Below are 21533 nucleotides of genomic sequence, written 5' to 3'. Positions count from 1 at the left end.
AGGAGGTAAAGCCGCATGTTATTTCACCCTATGGACATCCTCATCTTTATAGCTTTCGGTATATCCATTTGGGCTCAGTTCCGCGTGAAGGGCACTTTCAACCGTTGGGCCCAAGTGCCGATCTCGAGCGGGATGACCGGCTATGACGCCGCGCGGCGCATGCTGGACAGCAACGGTTTGCACGACGTCCCGATCGAACCGGTGCCGGGAGCGCTGTCCGACCATTACGATCCCGTTCATCGGGTCGTAAGATTGTCCGAACCGGTTTACTATGAACGATCGATTTCCGCCGTAGCGGTTGCCTGCCATGAAGTCGGGCACGCGATCCAGCATAAAGTGCATTATCCAATGCTTGTCGCTCGTCATCGCATATTCCCGCTGGTCAACATTACTTCGGGTATCGCGCCATTGCTGCTGCTTGCCGGATTTTTCTTCCACATGTCGGGGCTGCTGCTGCTGGGCATCCTATTCTTCTCCGCAGCCGTTACGTTCCAGCTGATTACGCTGCCTGTCGAATTCAATGCCAGCAACCGGGCACGGGAAGTTATGGTGTCTGAAGGATACATTACGAACGAAGAGGAAGGCGGAGTCGCCAAAGTACTGAATGCCGCCGCACTGACCTACGTGGCCGCAGCTCTCATTTCTTTGCTCGAATTGTTGAAATATATTATGATTTTCAACAGCCGGCGCGAGGAATAATGGGATCCGGGGTCAAACAAGAAAAGCTTCCTGACGGGTTCGTCCCGGTCCGGAAGCTTTTTTTGTACCATTTACCGTAAATGAAAATAGTCGAACAAAAATTGCTGGAACATTTCCGCAACAATCGGCAGCTTCTGCCCCGATTTCCGGATAAGCCCGATCGTCCTCGTGACATGAGGCTCCGTTACCTTTACTTTGACCGGCATTAACGGACTGATCTCGGTCAGCGCCATCTCGGGAAGCAGGCTGACACCCATACCGGCTGCGACGAGTCCCCTGATCGTATCCGTCTCTTCGCCCTCGAAGCCGATAATGGGCGAAAATCCGGCCTTCCGGCAAGCTTCCCATACGATCGTGCGCAGCGAATAATTTTCGTTGAACAGGACGAACGAATCGTCCTTCAGCTGCTCCAGCCGGATCGAGTGGTAATCCGCCAGCACGTGACTGCTCGGCAAAATGGCATACAGCTCTTCGGTGAGCACGATTTCGCCCGATACTTGGTCGTTGTTCTCGGGAAATGGCGATATGAACGCCATATCGACTTCGCCCCGCACGACATCGCGGATCAAGCTGGAGAATGTCCCCATCTTCAGTCGGAACTTGACGTTCGGATGATCTTTGCGGAAGTCCGCTACGACGGATGGCACAAGCGAGATCCCTAGACTGTGCGGGAATCCGAGACATATTTCGCCAAGCTCCGGGTCCAGAAACTCCTTGATTTCCCCAACCGCTCTATCGAGCCCCGTCAGCAGCTCCTCCACGCGGCTCAGAAACAGCTTGCCGACCGGCGTAAGCTGCAAATTCCGGCCTTTCTGCGCAAACAACTGCAAGCCGAGCTCTTCCTCCAGCTGATGAATTTGCCTGCTGACGGCCGATTGGGCGACATGCAGTTCTTCTGCCGCTTGAGTCACGTGCTGCTTCCGCGCCACTTTAACGAAATATTGCAGCTGTCTTAGCTCCAAGTTGTCATCCTCCAGCATTACCTGCGCAAGAGCGGGGCGAACAACAAAAATCCGCCGATGAAGCCGCCGATATGCGCGAAATAGTTGACTTGCGGAATGAGAAACGAGTAAATAAACCCGACTACGACGACCGTCATGATCGTCGAGGACGATTGCTTGTCAAGCGCCTTCTTGAAGAAGAGGGCAATGAACAAATATGCGGCGAATATACCGTAAATCGCTCCCGACGCCCCGACGGATACGACCGTTTCCGGTCCTCTGAAAAACAAAACGGTAGCCAAATTGCCGATAAACCCGCTGCCCAAATAAAAAAGGCAATATTTCCATTTCCCGAGCATCCGTTCCAACGGCGGAGCGAATACGAACAGCGAGAAGCTGTTGAACAACAAATGATCGAATCCGCTATGAAGAAAGACGGAGGCGAAATACCGCCAATATTCCCCCGAGTAAGGCAATTCGTTCTCCAGCGCTCCGAATCGGATCAATGTCAAGTTATCCCTCGTACTGCCATCGATCTCCATCCAGACGTACATGATCAGTTGTATGGACAATATAATAGACGTTATCGGGTACCAACGTAAATATTGCCTGAAATTTTCGTACCGCAAAAAAAGCATCTTGTCTCCTCCGGACAAACATCGAGTCTTATTCCCTTACCCTAATTATCATACAACAAGCGCACCGGTAAGCCAAATACATTGGGCTTATTTCGTATAAAGCGTATGCCCCCGCGGGAAAACTGATGACGGAAAGGGGGAATCTCTAATGGCAAATGAAGCAAAGGAAAGCTTGGCCGAGCATGCCGAGGAAGTAGCCGGACACTCCTTCGACGCTTCGGACTACAACGGGTCGTCCGAATTATCCCAAGGTCTCGCGGAAACCCGCGAACAGCTCGCCGATGTTTATGCGGCCGGTACGAGCGACGGCGTCTATGTCCGCAGCCGATCCCGAATTCAGGGGCAATGAACCGATACCGGTAAGTTGTCCCGTTATGCTCAACATGAGGAACTCATACATGCGGCTTAATTGCTCATCCTAATGACGTAATCAACTACTACACTTTCGAACAGGAGTTGACGACTTGAAAAAAACAGCAGCTTCTCTTGCATTGGCCGCAGCTTTGACTTTATCGGCAGTTCCGGCAATGGGAATGGGTACTGCAGCTGATGGCACAGCAACAGGTACGACCACAACGGGTACAACCGCAACTACGCCAGGCGCTTATGGCGCGACCCATACGACCGATTCGAACAGTATGACCAATGCCGTCGGCACCACAGATACGAATACAGCTCCAATCGGCAACCGCACGGATGGAACGACCCGTACCGACGGAACACACCGTTACTCTCCTTACGGCACCCATCGAACCGGTACGGACGGCTATACTGTCAAAAATTATCGTTCTTACGCGACTAACGCCAATAATACGAACTGGAGCTGGCTCGGCTTGCTCGGTTTGGTCGGGTTGGCCGGGTTGTTCGGCCGCAATCGCGAACGCGACGATGTGAAATAATCGATATGCGCCCCGCTTCAAGGGGCGCTTTTTCATGCCGCATATTCCAATTCGTACCCCAATTCATTGGACAATGGTTACGCCGTTCCGATATAATGAGAGATGGTGATTGCCAAACTTTCTCATTCGGTAGGAGGACGATTATTCCATGACACAAGAACGTGCTGGAGCCGCTACATTTAAAGGAAATCCGATCACGCTGGTCGGTCCGGAAATCAAAGTCGGCGACAAAGCTCCGAACTTTACGGTTAATAAAAATTTGGTGACGGAAGCGACGCTTGCCGATTATGCGGGCAAAATCAAGCTGATCAGCGTCGTGCCATCGCTCGACACGGGCGTTTGCGATCAACAAACCCGTCGCTTTAACGAAGAAGCGGCCAGCTTGGGCGACAACGTCGTCATTTTGACGATCAGCGTCGATTTGCCTTTCGCGCAATCCCGCTGGTGCGGCGCCGCCGGCGTCGATAAAGTCGAAACGCTCTCCGACTATAAGTCCAAATCGTTCGGACAAGCATACGGTGTCCTGATCAAGGAATTGCAGCTGCTGATGCGCTCCATCTTCGTCGTGGACGCAAACGATACGGTTCAATACGTTCAATACTTGGGCGAAATGACCGAGCATCCGAATTACGAAGCGGCTCTGGAAGCCGTTAAAGGCTTGAAATAAGCGCAAAGTCGCCGAAATGAATAACAGCGGCAGGAATCCCGATTCCTCGCCGCTGTTTTATTCAGGCCGATTATTTGTCCGTTTTATAGTTGCTGAGCTTCTGATCGAATAAATTGAACAGCTCGATTATCGTTCTGTAATTGGATCCGAGATCCCCGAGCGAGCCCCGGGACGCCGAATAAATATCGATCGCCGATTTGACCGGGTTCATGGAGAACAAAGTTATCGTTATATCCTGAGTCCGGCCCGTTATCGTCCGTTTGGTGACGACAATTTCCCCGACGTTTTTCACTTCGTGCAGAAGGGTGTATTTCGGCAGCTTTTTCAAGAGCGATATGACTTCCTCCCAAAGCTTGTCCTTCGGAAGCTTATAGTATCTCGTCTTGAGCGCCGGATCTCTAGCTTTGTCGCCTGTTACTTCATGACTGCGGATGAGGCCGACTAACATTCTCTTCAACAAAAGCGAATCCCCCCTGGTTCGATACGTATTTCTCGTTCTCGCACTATATTCCATATTAACACGGTTTTCACGCAAGAAAAAGAAATATTAGTTCATCCCCCAAAAGTGAAGAAAATCTCCGAAGCTTATTCCGAGTACTTTTGGGGGAACCCCCAAAAAACATTCCCCCGAAAGTGGAGCAAATCTCCGCAGCATATTCCGAGTACTTTCGAGGGCGCCCCCTCAAAAGCATCCCCCAAAAGTGGTTATTCCTAAACAGAGAAAAAAGCCGGTCCCAAATTGACCGGCGGAGTATTCAAACGATCGGCTCTATTTGCACTTCCGCGAGCAGTCGTCGGACGTCCTCGAGACGGACGTCTCCCGCTTGAGCGTTCAGCGCGTTCGCCGTTCCGGAAGCGGTGGCAAGCCGAAGCGCCTGCTCGACCGGCTCGCCGGCGGCAACCGCGAACGCCATCCCGGCCACGAACGAATCGCCGCTCCCGACGGGGTTAATCGCCTCGATGCGCGGCGCCCGGATTCGATATAACCGTCCGCCGAATCCGGCTATGGAGCCGCTTGCTCCGAGCGTGACGACGACGCATTCGATGCCTTCATCCATCAGCCGTCTAATCCCGGCATGCAGATTCGATTCGCCGTCCGGCTTGCTGCCCAGCAGCTTATCGATCTCATCCTCGTTCGGCTTGATGAAATACGGCTTCGCTTTAACTCCTTCAACAAGCGCCTCTCCGCTCGTATCGAGGAACGCTTTCGCTCCTTGCGCCTTCGCCGCTGCGACTAATTCCGCATACAGCGTGGATGGAGCCCCTTTCGGGAGGCTTCCCGAAAAAGCAACGATGGAAGAACCGGCGGCAAGATGTTTCACTTTTTGCTTCATCGCCTCGATATGCCGTTCCCTAATAACCGGTCCGGGTTCCAACAGCTCGGTCGAAGTTCCGGTCGTTTTGTCGATCATGTTCAAGCAAAGCCGGGACTCTCCTTCAACCTGTACAAAATCGTTGTCGATGTCCGATTTGACGAGCTCCTTGACGATATAATCGCCGTTGCTCCCTCCCACGAAACCGGTCGCTTTTACCGATCCGCCAAGCTGACTTACGACGCGTGCCACGTTGATGCCTTTACCTCCGGGTACGCTGATCATCTCGGAAACCCGCGATACTTTGCCGAGCGGGAAGGAGTCCAGCACATACGTCTTATCGATCGCCGCATTTAATGTAACCGTTGTAATGAGTGCCATTTTCGCCGACGCTTCCTTTCCGTTGTTTGTGCCGCTATTAACGGAAATCTTTTGCTTTGCCGAAGCTGCCGCACAGCCGCATTTTCTCGATAGCCGCTTCCTTGAGCGCCTGTTTGGCGGGCACCATATATTTGCGCGGATCGTTTTCTTCCGGATTTTTGGCGAAGATCGCTTTGATTGCATCGGAGAACACGATTCTAAGCTCCGTAGCGACGTTCATTTTCGCCATACCGAGCGAAACGGCGCGGCGCACCTGCTCTTCCGGAATACCCGAGCCGCCGTGCAGAACGAGCGGAACATCCACGAGACTTGCAATTTTGCCGATCCGGTCGAAATCGATCTTCGGCTCGCCTTTGTAGATGCCATGCGCGGTTCCGATCGCCGGCGCGAGCGTCGGCACTCCTGTCAGTTCGACGAATTTAGCGCATTCGTCCGGGTCCGCCATCAAAGCTTCGTTATCGGCAACGACGATTTCGTCCTCCACGCCGCCTACTTTGCCGAGCTCGGCTTCGATGTTCACGCCTGCCGGCTTGGCCACTTCGACGACTCGCAGCGTCTGGCGGACGTTTTCTTCAAACGGGGAATGCGAGGCGTCGATCATGACCGACGTATAGCCCGCACGGATACAGCGTACGATAAGATCGAACTCGGTACAGTGATCCAGATGCAGGGCGATCGGAATCCGATTCATATTCGAAGCCACCGTCGCCGCCGCCGCGATATATTCCGGCCCCAAATGCTTAACCGTGCCTACCGTCGACTGAATGATGAGCGGGGAATCCGTCTCGACGGCGGCTTCCACGACCGCCTGGAGCATTTCCAGTGTATGCACGTTGAAGGCGCCGATACAATATCCGCCGGCGCGCGCTGCTTGAAGCATCGGTGTAGAAGAGACTAATGGCATGAATAATTCCTCCCGGATGGCTTACTTTTTTGAGTATTTGGTTTCGTTTCGTTTCTTTTTCTATTGTAACTGATCCTTATTCGCGTGACAAATCTTTTTTTGCAAGCTTTAGCCGACTATCAAGTGACGATCAGCTGAATGCCGAGATCGCGGATTTGATCGCACGTTCTACTGTCAAGCTCCCGATCCGTAACGACCGTATGGACGACCGACAGCGGGGCGACATGCGAGAAAAACACCTTTCCGAACTTGCTGTGATCGGCTACAACGATGACTTCCTTAGCGATGGAAATCATATTGCGGTCCATATTCGCTTCGGACAAATTCGGCGTCGTCAGCCCTTCCGCCATATCGAAACCGTCTACCCCCAAAAACAATTTATCCACCCGGATGTGGGAGAGCGCGCTTTCGGCAAGCGGCCCGACGAGGGCATAAGATTTGGGGCGCAGCTTCCCGCCGATCAGAATGATCTCGAAGTCGGCGTAATTGCCGATCTGCACCGCGATGTTGGCGGCATTCGTGACGACCTTCAGTCCTTTTTTGCCCGCAAGCTTTTTGGCCAGCATCATATTGGTCGTACCCGCCGTCAGCAATATCGCATCTTCGTCGCCCACAAGCTTGGCCGCGGCTTCGGCGATACGCTCTTTCTCGGCGGCCAGCGCCTCCTCCTTCTCGGAGAAGGACTTCTCGTGGGCCACCTCGCTTACCCGGGAATGCAGCGCCATCGCTCCGCCATGCGTTCGGATCAGCAGCTCCTTCTCCTCCAGCTTCTCCAAATCCCTTCTAACCGTCACCGGAGATACCCCCAGCGCGTCGCTAAGCTCGGCAACCGTCGCTTTGCCTTCCCGGTTTACCAGCTCCATAATCCGCAAGTATCGTTCCTCCGCAAACATCCGCGTCCTCCTGCCTTATTTATACCTTTTACTATGGGTCGATTGAGATTGTTCGATTTCGTTTCTGATCGTTTCCATTCCAGTTTACCAGTGCGGACGAATAAATGCCACAATGGTTCCGCATTTTTTGGCGTACAAAAAAAACAACGGCATCCCTTCATACGAGAAGAGTGCCGCTACAGACTTTAAGGCTTTTCTTTCGGAACAAGCTCATAAATTTTCCCGGAATCCAGCGTATCGATCAATCGGTCCAGCCAATCATAGTAGCTTAAGGCGCCCTCGATTTTGTCCAAGTCGCGGGACAGCAGCTCGTTCAGCTTCTCGTTCCCTTCCTCCGTCTGCTGCAGGAGTCGCAGCTCCTGAGCCGAACGTTTCAGCGCAATCACGTTCGCTTCGACAGCCTTGCGCCATTCGATTCCGAAATAGTCGGTAAACGTCTGATGCCAGTCCGGCTCGACCTCGTACAAATCTTTGCGCGCACCCTTCTCCCACACCTTGTGAACCATCTTCAAATCAAGCAGCATGCGTACGCCCGTGCTCATGCTCGTCTTGCTCATTTCCATCTCTTTGCCCATTTCATCGAGCGTCATCGGTTTCTCCGAAAAAAATAACATACCGTATAAATGGCCGACAGACTGCGTGACGCCGTACAAATCCATATTTTTGCCGATCGCCTCGATTACACGCTTCCGGGCTTTTACAATCTTCTCTATATGTTGTTCGGACAACCCGTCAAACGGCTGCATCGTTTTCGTCCTCCTAGTTCCAAGCGCATACTGCCTACCTGTTATTTTATGAGAACCGTTTCGGAATGTAAAGAAACGTGTCCGGGAGAATGCGGGAGCATTCCGGAGCATTCGGCAGAATTGTTTGTACAGTATTCTCTGTACGTTCTATATATAAAGTTTTTATTGTTGTAATTTTGTCCGGTTTAGGTATACAATATACCGGTAGCTTTACTCGGTAATTTGGAAAAGGGGTGTTGCGAAATGGCAATCATCGAGCTCAAAGAAGTCAGCAAGCTGTTCGTGTCGTCTCCGCATCATGCGGCCAAGCTGCTGGAGGAGGGCTGGACGAAAGAACGGCTGGCCAAAGAAAAGCAGCTCGTTCTCGCCGTCAACCGGGTCAGCTTGCAAATCGGGGAAGGGGAAATATTCGTCATCATGGGTTTGTCAGGCAGCGGGAAGTCGACGCTCGTACGCATGCTGAACAGACTCATCGAGCCTTCTTCCGGCGACATTATCGTGCGGGATAAAAGCATTATGCATATGAACGCCAACGAATTGCGCGAAGTACGCCGCAAGACGATCGGGATGGTCTTCCAGAAATTCGCTCTGCTTCCCCACCGCAGCGTCGTGTCCAATGTAGAATTCGGGCTGGAAATTCAAGGGATTCCGAAGAAAGAGCGCAAAGAAAAGGCGGAGAAGGCACTGAGGCTCGTCGGTCTCGACAACTGGGCGGATAAAATGCCGGATGAGCTGAGCGGCGGGATGCAGCAGCGGGTCGGTCTGGCCAGGGCGCTGGCGAGCGAGCCGGACGTGCTGCTGATGGACGAAGCGTTCAGCGCTTTGGACCCGCTCATACGCCGCAGCATGCAGGATGAGCTGCTCGAGCTGCAGATGAAAATGAAGAAAACGATCGTGTTTATTACTCACGATCTGGACGAAGCACTGCGCATCGGGGACAAGATCGCCCTGATGCGAGACGGCGCCGTCGTGCAGGTCGGAACTCCGGAGGAAATTATGATTCATCCGGCCAACGAATACGTGGAGCGGTTCGTGGAGGATGCGGACTTATCCAAAGTACTGACGGCCGAGCATGTGATGAGGAGGCCGGAGACGATCGGCCCGGACCGCGGTCCCCGTGTCGCTCTTCAATTGATGCGGGAGAGGGGCATTTCCAACTTATTCGTGGTGGACCGGTCCAAAACGCTGCTCGGCGTCATTTCGGCGGAGGATGCGGTTGAAGCGATTCGAACGAACAAAACAATCGCGGATATCGTCAACCACGACGGCCCGCAAGTAGCTCCCCAGACGCTGCTGAACGATCTGTTTGAAATATGCGGCACATCCAAGTTTCCCGTTGCCGTCGTTAACGAAAGCAATCGGCTTATGGGAGTTATCGTTCGCGGGGCCGTTCTGGGAGCGCTAGCGGGTCAAATACCCGGGAGGGAGGTGAACGCCGATGTTCCCGAAATTACCTCTTGACCACTGGGTGGAAAGCTTCGTCGACTGGCTCTCCGCGAATTTGTCGGGCGTGTTCGATTTCCTCTCATTCGTCATTAACGGTTTGGTCGAAAGCTTCTCGACCGCTCTACACGCTATTCCCGCGCTGCTGCTGGTTGCGATATTCGCGGCGATAGCATTCAAGCTGGGGAAGTGGCGGATGGCCGCCTTAACCGTAATCGGGCTTCTGTTGATCGTCAATTTGGGCTTTTGGAACGAAACGATGGATACGCTCGCTCTCGTGCTTTCGTCGGCCTTCATATCCGTCGTATTCGGGATCCCGCTCGGCATTTTATGCTCCAGAAGCAAGGCGGCCGCGCAAACGGTGACGCCGGTGCTGGACTTTATGCAGACGATGCCCGCCTTCGTTTACTTGATACCGGCGGTCATGTTTTTCGGGTTGGGAGTCGTCCCCGGCGTCATCGCTTCGGTCATTTTCGCCGTGCCTCCCACCATCCGTTTGACTCATCTGGGCATACGTCAAGTACCTTCGGAGCTGGGAGAAGCCGCCGACGCTTTTGGCTCGACGCCGGCCCAGAAGCTGCTGAAGGTCGAGCTGCCGCTTGCTTGGCCGACGATTATGGCCGGGATCAACCAGACGATCATGCTGTCGCTGTCGATGGTAGTCATCGCTTCGATGATCGGGGCGCAAGGCGTCGGAGCATCCGTCTACCGCGCCGTAACGCAGCTCAAAATCGGCGAAGGCTTCGAGGCGGGTCTGGCCGTCGTCATCGTGGCGATTATTTTGGATCGTTTTACACAACGCATGATGAAATCCAAGCGATAAAGGAGACGATAATAGATGGGTGCAATTACAACGAAACGTTTCGTACTCGCCGCTCTTACGCTGGCGGCCGTTATGACGGGCTGCTCCAACCAAGGCTCTTCCGACGAAGGCGGTACGGCCGGCGGCAAAGCCCCGTCCTCCGGCTCTAAATCGGCGGCGGAGCAAGTCAACCGGCAAATTATCGGGATTGATCCCGGGGCCGGCATTATGAAATCAACGAATAAGGCGATGGAAACATACGGATTGAAGGACTGGAAGCTCGTGGAAGGGTCCGGAGCCGCCATGACCGCCGCGCTGGACAAAGCGATGAAGGACAAAAAGCCCATTATCGTAACCGGCTGGACTCCTCACTGGATGTTCGCCAAATATGAGCTGAAATATTTGAAAGATCCGAAAAACGCGTTCGGCGGAGATGAACAAATTCATACGATAGCGCGCCTCGGATTAAAGACGGAGCATCCTTCCGCTTATGCGGTATTGGACCGGTTCGAATGGACGCCGGACGATATGGCGGTCGTGATGGGAGCGGTTCAAGACGGCAAGAAGCCGGAGCAGGCCGCCAAAGATTGGGTGGACGCCAACGCGGACAAAGTCGGCAAATGGGTCGAAGGGGTAGAAAAAGCGGAAGGCAAACCGCTTAAGCTCGGCTATGTCGCCTGGGATTCGGAAATCGCGAGCACGAACGTCATGAAATACGTGCTGGAAAGCAAGCTCGGCTACAAGGTTACCGCTCTGCAAGTAGAAGCCGGGCCGATGTGGGCGGGAGTCGCCGGCGGCGATACGGACGCGATGGTTGCCGCTTGGCTGCCGACGACGCACGAGGATTACCTGAACAAATACAAGGACAAGGTCGAAGATCTCGGTCCGAACTTGAACGGGACCAAAACCGGCCTCGTCGTGCCCAAGTACATGGACATCGATTCGATTGAAGATTTGAACAAGTAATGCTTGCTGCCGATTCGATTCGGATTGCAGCACGAAACAAGCCTTCGAGCGTCCTCATACGCTCGAAGGCTTGTTCTTGCTCATCCGTTTCATTCAGCTATCGTTATTTCCCTTCCGCAGCCACCTTCACGATATGCTTGTTGGGCAAATAGTGCAGCGTGCGGATGTGACGGATCGTCCGCGTCTTGGCCCGCATGACGAGCGAGTGCGTCTCGGCGCGATCGCCCGGCATATACCGGACACCCTGCAGGAAGCTGCCCGAAGTAACCCCGGTAGCCGCGAATATAACATCGTCCTTGCCGATCATATCGTCCATGCTCAATACTTTATACGGGTCCTGCAGCCCCATATCCACGCACCGCTGGTATTCCACCGCATTTCCGGGCATTAGTCTGCCCTGAAGCTCCCCGCCCAAACATTTCAGCGCAGCGGCGGCGAGAACGCCTTCCGGCGCTCCACCGGATCCGACGAACAAGTCGATTCCGCTTTCCGGCATAGCGGGAGCGATCGCCCCGGCAACGTCCCCGTCCGTAATAAACTTGATTCGGACTCCCACCTTGCGAAGCGTCTTGACGATCTGCTCGTGACGGTCGCGGTCGAGCATCATGACGGTCAGCTCGCTTAAATTTTTGCCGAGCGTCGCGGCAACGATTCGTACCGTTTCTTCCAGGGGAGCATTAATATCGACCTTGCCGACGAGCTCGGGACCGACCGCCAGCTTCTCCATATACATATCCGGCGCATGCAGCAAATTCCCTTTGTTCGCTATCGCCAGTACAGAGATGGCATTATCCAGCCCGCGGGCAACGATATTCGTACCTTCGAGCGGATCGACCGCAACGTCGACCTCGGGACCTTGCAGGCTGCCGACTTGTTCTCCGATGTACAGCATCGGGGCTTCGTCCATCTCCCCTTCGCCGATGACGACCGTTCCTTTAATCGATACGGTATCGAACATCATGCGCATGGCGGTCGTCGCGGCCGCATCCGCTTCGTTTTTCTTCCCTCTTCCCATCCATTGCGCAGCCGACAGTGCAGCCATCTCGGTTACGCGGACAACCTCCAGAGCAAGCTCTCTTTCCACGCCGTCTCCCCCTCTGTTACGTACTCTCCTCTCCCTTTATTTTATCATCAACCCGCATTAGTGTGTCAATATAAGAAAAAAACAAGCTTATATGATGCATTAAATCAACTTCATGACGTCTTTATTTGCAGAAAATATGTTTGCCGATCCGTTTGATTTGAGGCCGGGACCAGATCCAGGCGGAAGTAGCAGTGTCCGGATTGAAATAATACAAGGCTTCACCGGAAGGATCCCAGCCGTTGATGGCATCGCGTACGGCATTATATGCGCTGTCGTTCGGTGTCAGCCATATTTGTCCGTCGGCTACGGCCGTGAAAGCTCCCGACTGAAAAATGACGCCCGATACGGTATTCGGAAACGAAGCGCTTCTGACCCGATTCAAAATGACGGCCGCAACCGCCACTTGTCCCGTGTACGACTCGCCTCTCGCTTCCCCGTATACGGCCTTTGCCATCAAACTGATATCCGCACTGCTGAACTGCGATACCGGACCGGAAGATACGTTTCCGCCTCCGGCGCCGCCGCCCGCAGCACCGCCTGCGGTACCCGGACTCCAGTTTTTGGTCGCATTCCATAGCATGAGCTTCGTCTTCGGTCCGACGACCCCATCGACCTTCATGCCGAATTTGTACTGGAAATCGCGAACCGCGCGGTCCGTCTGCCAGCCGAAGCTGCCGTCGATCGGTCCTCTGTAGTAATCCAGATAAGCGAGACGGCCCTGAAGCTCGTATACGTCCGAGCCGCTTGCCCCGTAGCCGAACGTTACGTTGCTGAACGTCGAGCCGACCTTGGGCGCGACCGAGAAAACAATCGTTGCAATTAGCGCCATCGCGACGAGAATGGCGGCCATCCGCTTCCATACGTTTTTCGACAAAACGAACACCTCCATCCAACTATAGCTGTTTAGGGCAGCATTTCTTGTTAGTATGAAGGTGTTCCATATTTTCTATTCGGGCATTCGTGCAGCCGATATCGGGTAATTCGGCTGTCTCTGCAGGTCAGTTCACTTCCGCGACTAACGGCCCGGCCAATTCCCACAGGAAGAACAGCTTGCCCGGCAGCGTCGGCATAAACGTCGAAGGCAGCCACATGTCCGGTCCGTGCCTGAGCGTAATCCAGAGCGACATGCCTTGCCACTGCATGCCCCGGCCGAGAGCTCCGTCGCAGCCCCCGATGATCCGGTCGGATTGCAGGAACAGACCGGGACCGATCGTGTTGGCCCGGCAAGGGACAAGCGTCGTCCGGCTTTTGAAGCTGGTGATCGCGTTCTGCTCGATCGTCAGCGGGTGCAGTTGTGCGCCGATTCGGTGCGTCTCACTGCGCCATTGCTCCACGCTGTCGTATTCTTCGGCAAAATGCGGCTCCCAGAAGGCGATATGCAGCATGCGTCCGATGCCGAATACGGTGATTAGCTCGGCTCCCTCGGCTTTCAACGAAGCGATTTTATCGGCATAGGTCGGCAAATTGTCCTTCGTCGCGAAGTTACGCTGCTGCGCAGGAACGGTCAATTCGCCAAGCGGGCCGTAAAACGCCTGTTCCATCGCATATTGAAACGCGCCGGGATTCGACGACTCCAGCGTATTACCGTCCGCATCACTCCATTCGTCCATATTGAAGCCGTATACGTGCGAGCAGCCGACGTTCCACTCCCGCAAAAAATAGACGGCCCACTTGTACATTCCCATCGGCCCGACCGGCAAAATCATCGCCAGCTTTTTCCCCGCTTCTTTCGTCCTGCGGATGTTCTGGGCGATCTCGTGTCCCATCATCATATCGAAGTCGTATACGTTCTCGCAGACGACCGGCGTAAAATCGCGATTCCAGAACGGCTGGCGCTCGGTTGCCGCTTCCGCCGGATGATCGCAGCAGCGGTCGATTTTCGCCATATCCCATCCTGCCGGATAAAAGCGCTCCAGCAGCGAACCTTTGACTGTAGAATTAAAATCCATTTTGCACCCCCAAAAGTGAAGTTGTCCTTTGTAGCTTATTCCGAATACTTTCGGGGGAGCCCCCGAAAAGAGTCCCCCAAAAGTGAAGTTTTCCTTCGTAGCGGCTGAAAAAGTCTGCAAAAAGAGGAAGCGACGAAGGCAAAGGGTCGGGGAATGCACTCCACGTCCGTTAAAATCGAGTTTTTTATTTGAAAATAAAGGGTTAAAACTCGATTTTAAAGTCAGCCGCTTCGCTTTCCATGCATCTCCCCGACCCTTTTTGCATTCCAACTCTCTCTTATTGATTTTCTCGACGATTCAATGATCAAGGCAGAAGCCGGACGGTAGTCAGCCTCGGCCACGCTTTGCACTGCACGAACCCTTCGGCATAAGCGGCGCCGCATTGCAGCCCGCGGAATTTCGATACGGTCCGCACGAAATCGAGGAAGTCGATACCGTCGTGCTCATAGAGCCATTTGATTTGACTCTCGTGAGCCGCGTTCATCTTGATTTTCGTCTCGATTTGATCCGTAATGTCCACATACTCCGTCGGCAAAAACCCGACGCCCGCAAGCGTATCCATGTAATAGATCGGCGGGACTTTGGCACTCGCCGGCGCCGGAACTTTCGATTCGTAATGCGGCACCGATGCGGCGAAGCTTGCGTCGAACACCGCCTTGGACACTTCCATATGGTCTTTCATATAATCTTCAGGCGGATGCGTAATAATGACATCCGGCTCCGTCTGACGGATTACGTCTACGAGCTTGGAAATGAGCTCGTCCTGATCGGACTTCACAAGCAAGTCCGGGACATCGAGACTGATGACGGTCGCCCCGATCAGCGCCCCCGCATTTTGCGCTTCCTTCGCCCGGATGAGCCGCAGCTCGTCCGGCTGAATCACTTTATGTCCTTTGTTCCCGTTGGCCACATGAACCATCGTCACGTTGTGTCCAAGCGAGGCGTATTTCGCAAGCGTGCCTCCGCAGCCGATCTCCAGATCGTCCGGATGGCAAGCGACAGCCAGCACGTTCATCGGTATTCCCTCCCTCATCCTATGGCCGCGAGGCGGATGCGATTTCCCGCAGTGTCAAGCGGAGCGAATCGCAACCGTCCTGCAGCGTCGAGTTGGCGATCTCCCGTCCCGCGGACAAGCATTCCAGAAAATAATGCAGCTCGTTGTAGTAGCCGCCCAAGCTCGAAATGTTGCCGCCCCCGTCGCCCGCCGATATCGATAGCTCATCCAGCTTCGGCTCGATGATGTTGCCGTCGTTCTCGTAGATGCGAAGCGCCGGAGTCGCAGCGGAGCTGAACACGACCGTCGCTTTCTCAAAGCTGACCCGGTACGCCATCTCGAACGGGAACGTCTCGGGGTAGTCCCAGCCTCCTTCGAGGGAAATGACCGCATCCCCATACCGGTATAAGCTGAATATATGCCCGTTGGCACCTTGTCTTGCCACCGTTTCCGCCGTTAGCCGGTCGGGATCGCCGCCGAGCAGCGAACGGACGAAATCGACGTCATGCACATGCAGATCGAGAGCCGCCGAACCGCTCTTCTCCGGATCGTGCAGCCAGCCGTTCCATGCCCAGCCCGGCCTCGGGCTGACCCGCTTGAATACGCCCATCAGCAGACGACCGTATACGTTATCGGATGCTAGCCGTTTCAGCTCCATATATTCGGGCCAGAACCGGATGCATTGCCCTACCATCACTTGCGTCTTCGTCTCGCGCTGCAGCGCCAGCAGCTGCTCCGCTTCGCGCTCGTTCAGACATGCGGGCTTTTCCACAAAGACGTTGCAGCCTTTCCTCATGGCCGCCGACGCTGTTTCGAAATGCATAAACGTAGGCAAGCAAATATCGATCGTATTCACGTCGCCTTCTTGAATAAGCGCTTCGGCCGAAGGATAGACGGCCGCTCCGAACTTGGCTGCGAGCTTGGCCGCCTTGTCCGGATCGTCATCCGCAACGGCCGTCACCTTGAAATCTCCGCGGCCCGCAAGCGCCTCATAGCAGGCGGCATGCATCGAGCCCATAAACCCCGCACCGATCAAACCGATCTTGATCATACCGATTCCGCCCTTTCCGTTGTTCTGCCGAGTATCGCATCCATTGCACCCGAGGTGTTGTAGACGATTTGTTCCGGATAATGCTTATAAGGCGGGATCATTTCCGCGATAACGTAGCCTGCATAACCGATTTGTTCCAGCTTCGACATGACGAGCGGATAGTCGACATCGCCTGCGAGCAGATCGACGAATGCGGACAGCCCGGCCCCGTTTCGGCGATAATCTTTGAAATGCACCTTTTTGATGCGTTTGTTCAATATTTTAATCCAATGCTCCGGATAACCGGTCAATACGGTGTTGCCTATATCCAGATACGCCCCCACATAATCGGAACCGATGCTGTCGATAAAGCCGCGCATCTCGAGCGGGGAAAGCAAAAATTTGTTCCAAACGTTCTCCACGCCGATCGACACCCGGCACGCTTCCGCCTCGCCGGCCAATCCTTTCAGCGCCTCGAGCGCATTGTCATAGGCAACGTCGTACTCGGTCACTTCATAGTCCGGAATGAAATCGACGCCGACGGCGCCCGGTACGACCAGAATCGTATCCGCTTTCAATTGCGCGGCGACGTCCAACTGCCGTTTCACGATATCGATCGCTTTGTCCCGGTTCGTCTTGGACGGGCTTGTCAAGCCGTAAGACCAGCCGAGACCGGAGGCCAGACTCGAAATCTCGATTCCTTCGCCGTCGGCGATTCGGGCAAGCTCCGCTATTTGTTCCGCGCTGCTCTGCACGCTCAGCTCGCCAGTCTCGGCCAGCGCCAGCTCAATGCCGTCGAAGCCCGCACGTCTCGCCAGCCGGATGCATGCCGCCGCGGACATATCGGCCGGAAACGACCATTGGTTGATTCCTTTCTTCATATCGGCTTCCTCTCCCTTCCATTGCCTGCTTATTCCCATCGTAACGATTCCCCGTTCCGAAATCTTTACCGAAACTGCCATAATATTTAACATTTTTACCGGAGCGCACTTCCCTCGGCAACCGTTATCCACTAAGATGGACGTAAGACCAATCGGACTTCATGAACAATTGCGGAGGAGGCGGGCATGGATTTTATTAAAACTCCGTTGGAAACTGCGATCAGCATTACGCACCTGATCTCGCTTCATTATTTCGAATTCGCCAAAGATTTTATTTTCGAAGGGGAAGCGCACGACTTCTGGGAGCTGCTGTATGTAGATAAAGGGGAAATCGAAGTGACCGCCGATTCGGACGGCTTCGTACTGAAGCAAGGAGACGTCATTTTCCATAAACCGAACGAATTCCATTCCGTCTGGGCCAACCGTAAAATCGGCCCCAACGTCATCGTCGTATGCTTCGAAAGCCGCTCGGAGGCAATGAAGCTTTTCGAAAATAAACTGTTCTGCTTAAACGATCAGGAACGGAACTGGATGGCCGGCATTATGAAGCACGGCTTCGCTTCGTACCGCCCGCCGTTCGACCTGCCGAGAATTCACGATCTGATCAAGCGGGACGATGCTCCGTTCGGCTCCGAGCAGCTGCTGCGGATCCATTTGGAGCTTCTGCTACTCAGCCTCGCCGCCAGAGGCGAAGCATTGCCGCAATCGAACCGGCTGTCTCTGGCGGCGGCGGAACGCAGCGAAGACGAGCTGCTGAAGCGAACGGTCGCTTTCATGGAGGAGCAAGTATACTCCAATTTGACGCTGGAGGAGCTGTGCGCGAGGTTCCATGTCGGACAATCCCGGCTAAGCGCCCTGTTCAAGGAGCGGCTCGGTCAGAGCGTAATGAAAACGTACAAAAATTTGAAAATCGAAAGAGTTAAGCTGATGATCCGCGAGGAACGATGCAACTTCACCGAAATCGCCGAACAGCTCGGCTATAACAGCATCCATACGTTTTCGCGCCATTTCAAGACGGCGGTCGGCATGACGCCGACGGAATACGCCAAGACGGTCAAAGCGAGAGTATTGTAGCGGATCTCCTAATCGGCAAAAAACCGGCCTCCCTCGGGAAGCCGGTTCTATTTCTTAAATTGCCTTGATCGGTCATCGAAAAAACAACAAAAAACCCGCATATGCCGTCCGATTCTCATGTTTCAAACCCGCTCTCGCAGGTGGGTGTCCGCAGCCGCCGATTTGAAGTCCCTTTTGAGGGCATGACAGCCTGGCGTGCAATGATAGGACTCCCTAGAAACATCCATTGGTTCAAAACAGTAGAAAATCGAGACGTACATCGCAGGATGATTTTGTTGTTGTAACTGTCTGTTGCGTTATGTTTATTATAGGCGGAACGATCGGAAAAGTAAACTGAAGTCCGCCAAATTATTGTGGCTGCTCTGTCGCAATAACCCATTCAGTCCAAAGACTTCCTGCCGTCCGCCTCGGAATTCGTCTTCGGGTCGTCCGTTTTTACGGCCGTACGCTCGGTGCTCTCCAGCGCCTCTCCGGACTCCTCCGCATTCTCTTCCTGTTCCTCTTCCTGCTTGCTCTCGTTCAACATCTTCATCCGGTCGAAAATGCGGTGAAACGTGAAGAAGGATACGGTCGCCATAATGCTTCCCATAAAAAACGGGATCAAAAACGTGAAATAAGTAACGCTGACGTAGATGACGATGCCGTTAACCGTAATCAAGAAAATCGTCATAACCGGATTGCCGATCGTGATCAATAAGCAGTTTTTGATGATTTGCCAAAACTTCATATGGAAGTGAACCATGATCGAGAAGAAATGGAACATCGCCGCGAACATGACGAACGTGAGCACGATAAATAAAATGGACAGCAGGCTGAGCGTGCCGGATTGCCCTATATAGAACGTATAGTTGATGTAGATGATCGCGCCGAACAGCACGAACACAAGGCCGCCGAACATGCTTTGCCTGTAGTTTTCCTTATAGCCGCGGAAGTAAGTCTTGAACAACGGTACGTCCTCGTCGCCGGTAACCCATTTCCTGGCGACCGTGAACATGGCGGCCGTAGCCGGAAAAAGCGTAAACGGTGTCACAATCCCGATCATAACCGCGGATTGCTTCCAAAAGTCAATCGATTGCGAAGCCGCGATCAGACCGGCCAACACCAAATAAAAAAAAGGAAACGAACAGATCACCCAAAGCACATTGATGACGGATAGCCGCATGATCCATTCCGATATCCGGTATAAACCGCCCATGAGTCCGCGAAATTCCAAGCTGAAATCCTCCTCCGAGAAGCCTTGTCTGACTTTAACTTACCTCTAATATACTATTATATCCTGCAAAAGAAAAGCGAGCCCCGCTCCGTACCACGGAAGGAAACTATGCAGCCGAAAAAGAAAAGGCCCGCCGCTGCCGGCAGGCCTCATCTTATTTATCGATCAAATATTGACAAACTCGGAGTTGCTCTTCGGCTTGCGGTCGTCGGTTTTCCGTCCGCCGCGGTCGCCGTCGCGATAGCCGCGATCGTCGCGTCCGCCGTAGCCGCCACGGCTGCCGCCGTCGCGACGGCCCCGATCGCCGGAACCGGAGGAGTAAGGACGGTCGCCGCTACGGCGATAACCGCCGCCGCCTTGACCTTGCCCGTCGCGGACATACGAGCCCGGCATTTTGCGGCCGGAGCTCCGTACGTCTGGACGGCGTTTCTTCGCGCGAAGCGGATCTTCAGGCGTGAGCTCGATTTCCACTTCCTTCTTGTCGCCGGTCAGAAGCTTAAGCGCCGCGGCAAGAAGCTGGACCGAATCGTACTGCTCCAGCAGTTGAATCGCGATTCCTTTGAATTCGACCAATCCTTCGTCATTCACGATCTCGAGCACGCGCTCTGCCGTCACGCGCTGCTTGCCTTCGATCGCTTCCGCCATGCTTGGCAAAGGTTTGCGGGGAATGCGGTGGCGCGTTACCCGCTCGATGAAGTGCAGATGGTCGATTTCGCGAGGCGTTACGAACGTCCAGGCTGCGCCTTCGCGTCCCGCGCGGCCGGTACGGCCGATCCGGTGAACGTAGCTTTCCGGATCTTGCGGCAAGTCGAAGTTGATGACGTGCGTTACGCCGGATACGTCGAGTCCGCGTGCGGCAACGTCGGTAGCGACGAGAACGTCGATGCTGCCGTCACGGAACTTCCGCATGACGTTGTCGCGTTGGTTTTGCGACAGGTCGCCGTGCAGTCCTTCCGCCGAGTAACCGCGCTTCTGCAGCGCCTCGGACAATTCGTCTACGCGGCGCTTCGTACGGCCGAAGACGATGGCCAGTTCGGGCGATTCCATATCGAGCAGACGGGACAAAGCCTCGAACTTTTGCTTCTCGTGCACTTCGATATACGATTGGGCGATGAGCGGCGCGCTTACTTGCTTCGGAATAACCGAAACGTGCTCCGGCTCGTTCAGGAACTGCTTCGCAAGACGTTTGATGTTTTCCGGCATCGTAGCCGAGAACAGCATCGTATGGCGCTCGGACGGAACGAGCTGCAGGATCGACTGGATATCGTCCATGAAGCCCATATCGAGCATTTCGTCCGCTTCGTCCAGAACGACCGTATTGACGTGATCGAGCTTGATCGTTTTGCGGTTGATATGATCGAGCAGACGTCCCGGCGTTCCAATAATGATTTGCGGCTTTTTCTTCAAAGCGCGAATTTGCTTCACGATATCTTGGCCGCCGTAGATCGGCAGCGAACGGATTCCTTTGAACCGGCCTAGCTTGCCGATTTCTTCCGCGACTTGAATCGCCAGCTCCCGCGTCGGGCACATGATTAACGCAACGATCCGTTCTTCCGTAACTTCAATCCGGTTAATGAGCGGAATGCCGAATGCCGCCGTTTTCCCCGTACCGGTCTGCGCCTGACCGATCAAGTCTTTACCCTCGAGGGCGAGCGGTATCGTTTTTTCCTGGATCGGCGTCGATTCCTCGAATCCCATTTCCGTAATAGCCCGGACTACTTTCGAGTCCAAGCCGAACTCGCTGAATAATTTCAAATGTTTCTACTCCTTTTACTTAGGGTATCTGGATCCCTTAATGTGTGATTTACCCTTAAGCGCGACTTTTCTATCCGATGGTTTAGTATCTCTTTCCTTAAACCCGTTTCATACGGGGATCATTTGCGGATCCGATCTCGTTAAAAGAAAAACGTAAATCGACGTCCACTCAAACAGATGAGCGAGCGCGGATTTAGATATAGTTTTTCTTGGTTAAAGAAAGCGTTGCGGATCTTAAACTTTCTTTATGGTTCAAGAAAA

23 protein-coding genes and 1 other RNA gene are annotated in these 21533 nt (G+C 54.0%); 8 read left to right on the top strand and 16 right to left on the bottom strand.

Going from position 1 to position 21533, the window contains the following annotated elements; genetic code table 11:
• Positions 1-15: 15 nt before the first annotated feature.
• Positions 16-699, top strand: a complete 684-nt coding sequence (locus tag FE783_RS20320; RefSeq protein WP_138881224.1) for a zinc metallopeptidase — start codon at positions 16-18, stop codon at positions 697-699.
• A 71-nt stretch (positions 700-770) separates the two neighbouring features.
• Here the strand turns inward: FE783_RS20320 and gltC are convergent, their stop codons facing one another.
• Together gltC and FE783_RS20310 are read right to left on the bottom strand one after the other, a co-directional pair.
• Entirely contained in the window at positions 771-1661 is an 891-nt protein-coding gene (gltC, locus tag FE783_RS20315) for a glutamate biosynthesis transcriptional regulator GltC (protein ID WP_138881223.1), read from the bottom strand.
• A gap of 17 nt (positions 1662-1678) precedes the next feature.
• Positions 1679-2278 carry a rhomboid family intramembrane serine protease gene (locus tag FE783_RS20310; protein WP_138881222.1) on the bottom strand — a complete coding sequence of 200 codons (600 nt, stop codon included), beginning with the start codon at positions 2276-2278 and terminating at the stop codon, positions 1679-1681.
• 148 nt (positions 2279-2426) lie between these two features.
• On the opposite strand from FE783_RS20310, the gene FE783_RS20305 reads away from it, so the two are divergent.
• From FE783_RS20305 to tpx, 3 genes are all read left to right on the top strand, one after another.
• Positions 2427-2627 carry a YozQ family protein gene (locus FE783_RS20305; protein WP_138881221.1) on the top strand — a complete coding sequence of 67 codons (201 nt, stop codon included), beginning with the start codon at positions 2427-2429 and terminating at the stop codon, positions 2625-2627.
• 115 nt (positions 2628-2742) lie between these two features.
• A complete protein-coding gene (locus tag FE783_RS38360; RefSeq protein ID WP_138881220.1) occupies positions 2743-3177 on the top strand; it encodes a WGxxGxxG-CTERM domain-containing protein in 435 nt (144 codons plus the stop codon).
• A gap of 148 nt (positions 3178-3325) precedes the next feature.
• Positions 3326-3844: a thiol peroxidase gene (tpx, locus tag FE783_RS20295; protein ID WP_138881219.1), complete on the top strand. Its 519-nt coding sequence runs from the start codon at positions 3326-3328 to the stop codon at positions 3842-3844.
• Between the two features lie 70 nt (positions 3845-3914).
• Here the strand turns inward: tpx and FE783_RS20290 are convergent, their stop codons facing one another.
• From FE783_RS20290 to FE783_RS20270, 5 genes are all read right to left on the bottom strand, one after another.
• Positions 3915-4304, bottom strand: a complete 390-nt coding sequence (locus tag FE783_RS20290) for a DUF1499 domain-containing protein (RefSeq protein ID WP_138881218.1) — start codon at positions 4302-4304, stop codon at positions 3915-3917.
• 295 nt (positions 4305-4599) lie between these two features.
• Positions 4600-5538, bottom strand: coding sequence for a 1-phosphofructokinase (gene pfkB / locus FE783_RS20285; RefSeq protein WP_138881217.1), 939 nt, complete (start codon positions 5536-5538; stop codon positions 4600-4602).
• Between the two features lie 37 nt (positions 5539-5575).
• On the bottom strand, positions 5576-6442 hold the full coding sequence (fba, locus tag FE783_RS20280; protein WP_138881216.1) for a class II fructose-1,6-bisphosphate aldolase: 867 nt from the start codon (positions 6440-6442) through the stop codon (positions 5576-5578).
• A 119-nt stretch (positions 6443-6561) separates the two neighbouring features.
• Complete coding sequence (locus tag FE783_RS20275) at positions 6562-7335, bottom strand: DeoR/GlpR family DNA-binding transcription regulator (RefSeq protein ID WP_138881215.1); 774 nt, start codon at positions 7333-7335, stop codon at positions 6562-6564.
• A 185-nt stretch (positions 7336-7520) separates the two neighbouring features.
• Positions 7521-8081 (bottom strand): GbsR/MarR family transcriptional regulator, encoded by a 561-nt coding sequence (locus FE783_RS20270; protein WP_138881214.1) that lies wholly within the window; start codon positions 8079-8081, stop codon positions 7521-7523.
• 243 nt (positions 8082-8324) lie between these two features.
• Between FE783_RS20270 and FE783_RS20265 the strand changes: the two genes are divergently transcribed.
• The 3 genes from FE783_RS20265 to FE783_RS20255 are packed head-to-tail and all read left to right on the top strand — an operon-like array spanning position 8325 to position 11292.
• A complete protein-coding gene (locus tag FE783_RS20265; protein ID WP_138881213.1) occupies positions 8325-9542 on the top strand; it encodes a quaternary amine ABC transporter ATP-binding protein in 1218 nt (405 codons plus the stop codon).
• Complete coding sequence (locus FE783_RS20260) at positions 9520-10347, top strand: ABC transporter permease (protein ID WP_138881212.1); 828 nt, start codon at positions 9520-9522, stop codon at positions 10345-10347. The genes FE783_RS20265 and FE783_RS20260 overlap by 23 nt, the downstream gene beginning before the upstream one ends.
• A gap of 15 nt (positions 10348-10362) precedes the next feature.
• Complete coding sequence (locus tag FE783_RS20255) at positions 10363-11292, top strand: glycine betaine ABC transporter substrate-binding protein (protein WP_138881211.1); 930 nt, start codon at positions 10363-10365, stop codon at positions 11290-11292.
• Positions 11293-11395: 103 nt separating this feature from the next.
• On the opposite strand, the gene glpX is transcribed toward FE783_RS20255, so the two are convergent.
• The 6 genes from glpX to FE783_RS20225 all read right to left on the bottom strand — a co-directional run bounded on the left by glpX (position 11396) and on the right by FE783_RS20225 (position 17269).
• Complete coding sequence (gene glpX, locus FE783_RS20250; RefSeq protein ID WP_138881210.1) at positions 11396-12376, bottom strand: class II fructose-bisphosphatase; 981 nt, start codon at positions 12374-12376, stop codon at positions 11396-11398.
• Positions 12377-12497: 121 nt separating this feature from the next.
• Complete coding sequence (gene sleB / locus FE783_RS20245) at positions 12498-13205, bottom strand: spore cortex-lytic enzyme (protein ID WP_238403179.1); 708 nt, start codon at positions 13203-13205, stop codon at positions 12498-12500.
• Positions 13206-13374: 169 nt separating this feature from the next.
• Positions 13375-14325, bottom strand: a complete 951-nt coding sequence (locus FE783_RS20240) for a sugar phosphate isomerase family (RefSeq protein WP_138881209.1) — start codon at positions 14323-14325, stop codon at positions 13375-13377.
• A gap of 304 nt (positions 14326-14629) precedes the next feature.
• A complete protein-coding gene (locus FE783_RS20235) occupies positions 14630-15340 on the bottom strand; it encodes a PIG-L deacetylase family protein (protein WP_158301929.1) in 711 nt (236 codons plus the stop codon).
• A 19-nt stretch (positions 15341-15359) separates the two neighbouring features.
• Positions 15360-16370, bottom strand: coding sequence for a Gfo/Idh/MocA family protein (locus FE783_RS20230; RefSeq protein ID WP_138881207.1), 1011 nt, complete (start codon positions 16368-16370; stop codon positions 15360-15362).
• Positions 16367-17269, bottom strand: a complete 903-nt coding sequence (locus FE783_RS20225; RefSeq protein WP_338015883.1) for a sugar phosphate isomerase/epimerase family protein — start codon at positions 17267-17269, stop codon at positions 16367-16369. The genes FE783_RS20230 and FE783_RS20225 overlap by 4 nt, the downstream gene beginning before the upstream one ends.
• A 147-nt stretch (positions 17270-17416) precedes the next feature.
• On the opposite strand from FE783_RS20225, the gene FE783_RS20220 reads away from it, so the two are divergent.
• Entirely contained in the window at positions 17417-18304 is an 888-nt protein-coding gene (locus tag FE783_RS20220) for an AraC family transcriptional regulator (protein ID WP_138881206.1), read from the top strand.
• 88 nt (positions 18305-18392) lie between these two features.
• Here the strand turns inward: FE783_RS20220 and ssrS are convergent.
• The 3 genes from ssrS to cshA form a co-directional block, all read right to left on the bottom strand.
• Positions 18393-18575, bottom strand: a non-coding RNA gene (gene ssrS, locus FE783_RS20215) — 6S RNA.
• Between the two features lie 108 nt (positions 18576-18683).
• Positions 18684-19517 carry a YesL family protein gene (locus FE783_RS20210; RefSeq protein WP_138881205.1) on the bottom strand — a complete coding sequence of 278 codons (834 nt, stop codon included), beginning with the start codon at positions 19515-19517 and terminating at the stop codon, positions 18684-18686.
• Positions 19518-19682: 165 nt separating this feature from the next.
• Positions 19683-21272 carry a degradosome RNA helicase CshA gene (gene cshA, locus FE783_RS20205; protein ID WP_138881204.1) on the bottom strand — a complete coding sequence of 530 codons (1590 nt, stop codon included), beginning with the start codon at positions 21270-21272 and terminating at the stop codon, positions 19683-19685.
• Between the last annotated feature and the right edge of the window lie 261 nt (positions 21273-21533).

The sequence above is a fragment of the Paenibacillus mesophilus genome, from assembly GCF_005938385.1.
Taxonomy (GTDB): Bacteria; Bacillota; Bacilli; order Paenibacillales; family NBRC-103111; genus Paenibacillus_AB; species Paenibacillus_AB mesophilus.
This window is presented reverse-complemented; position numbering and strand designations above follow the sequence as displayed.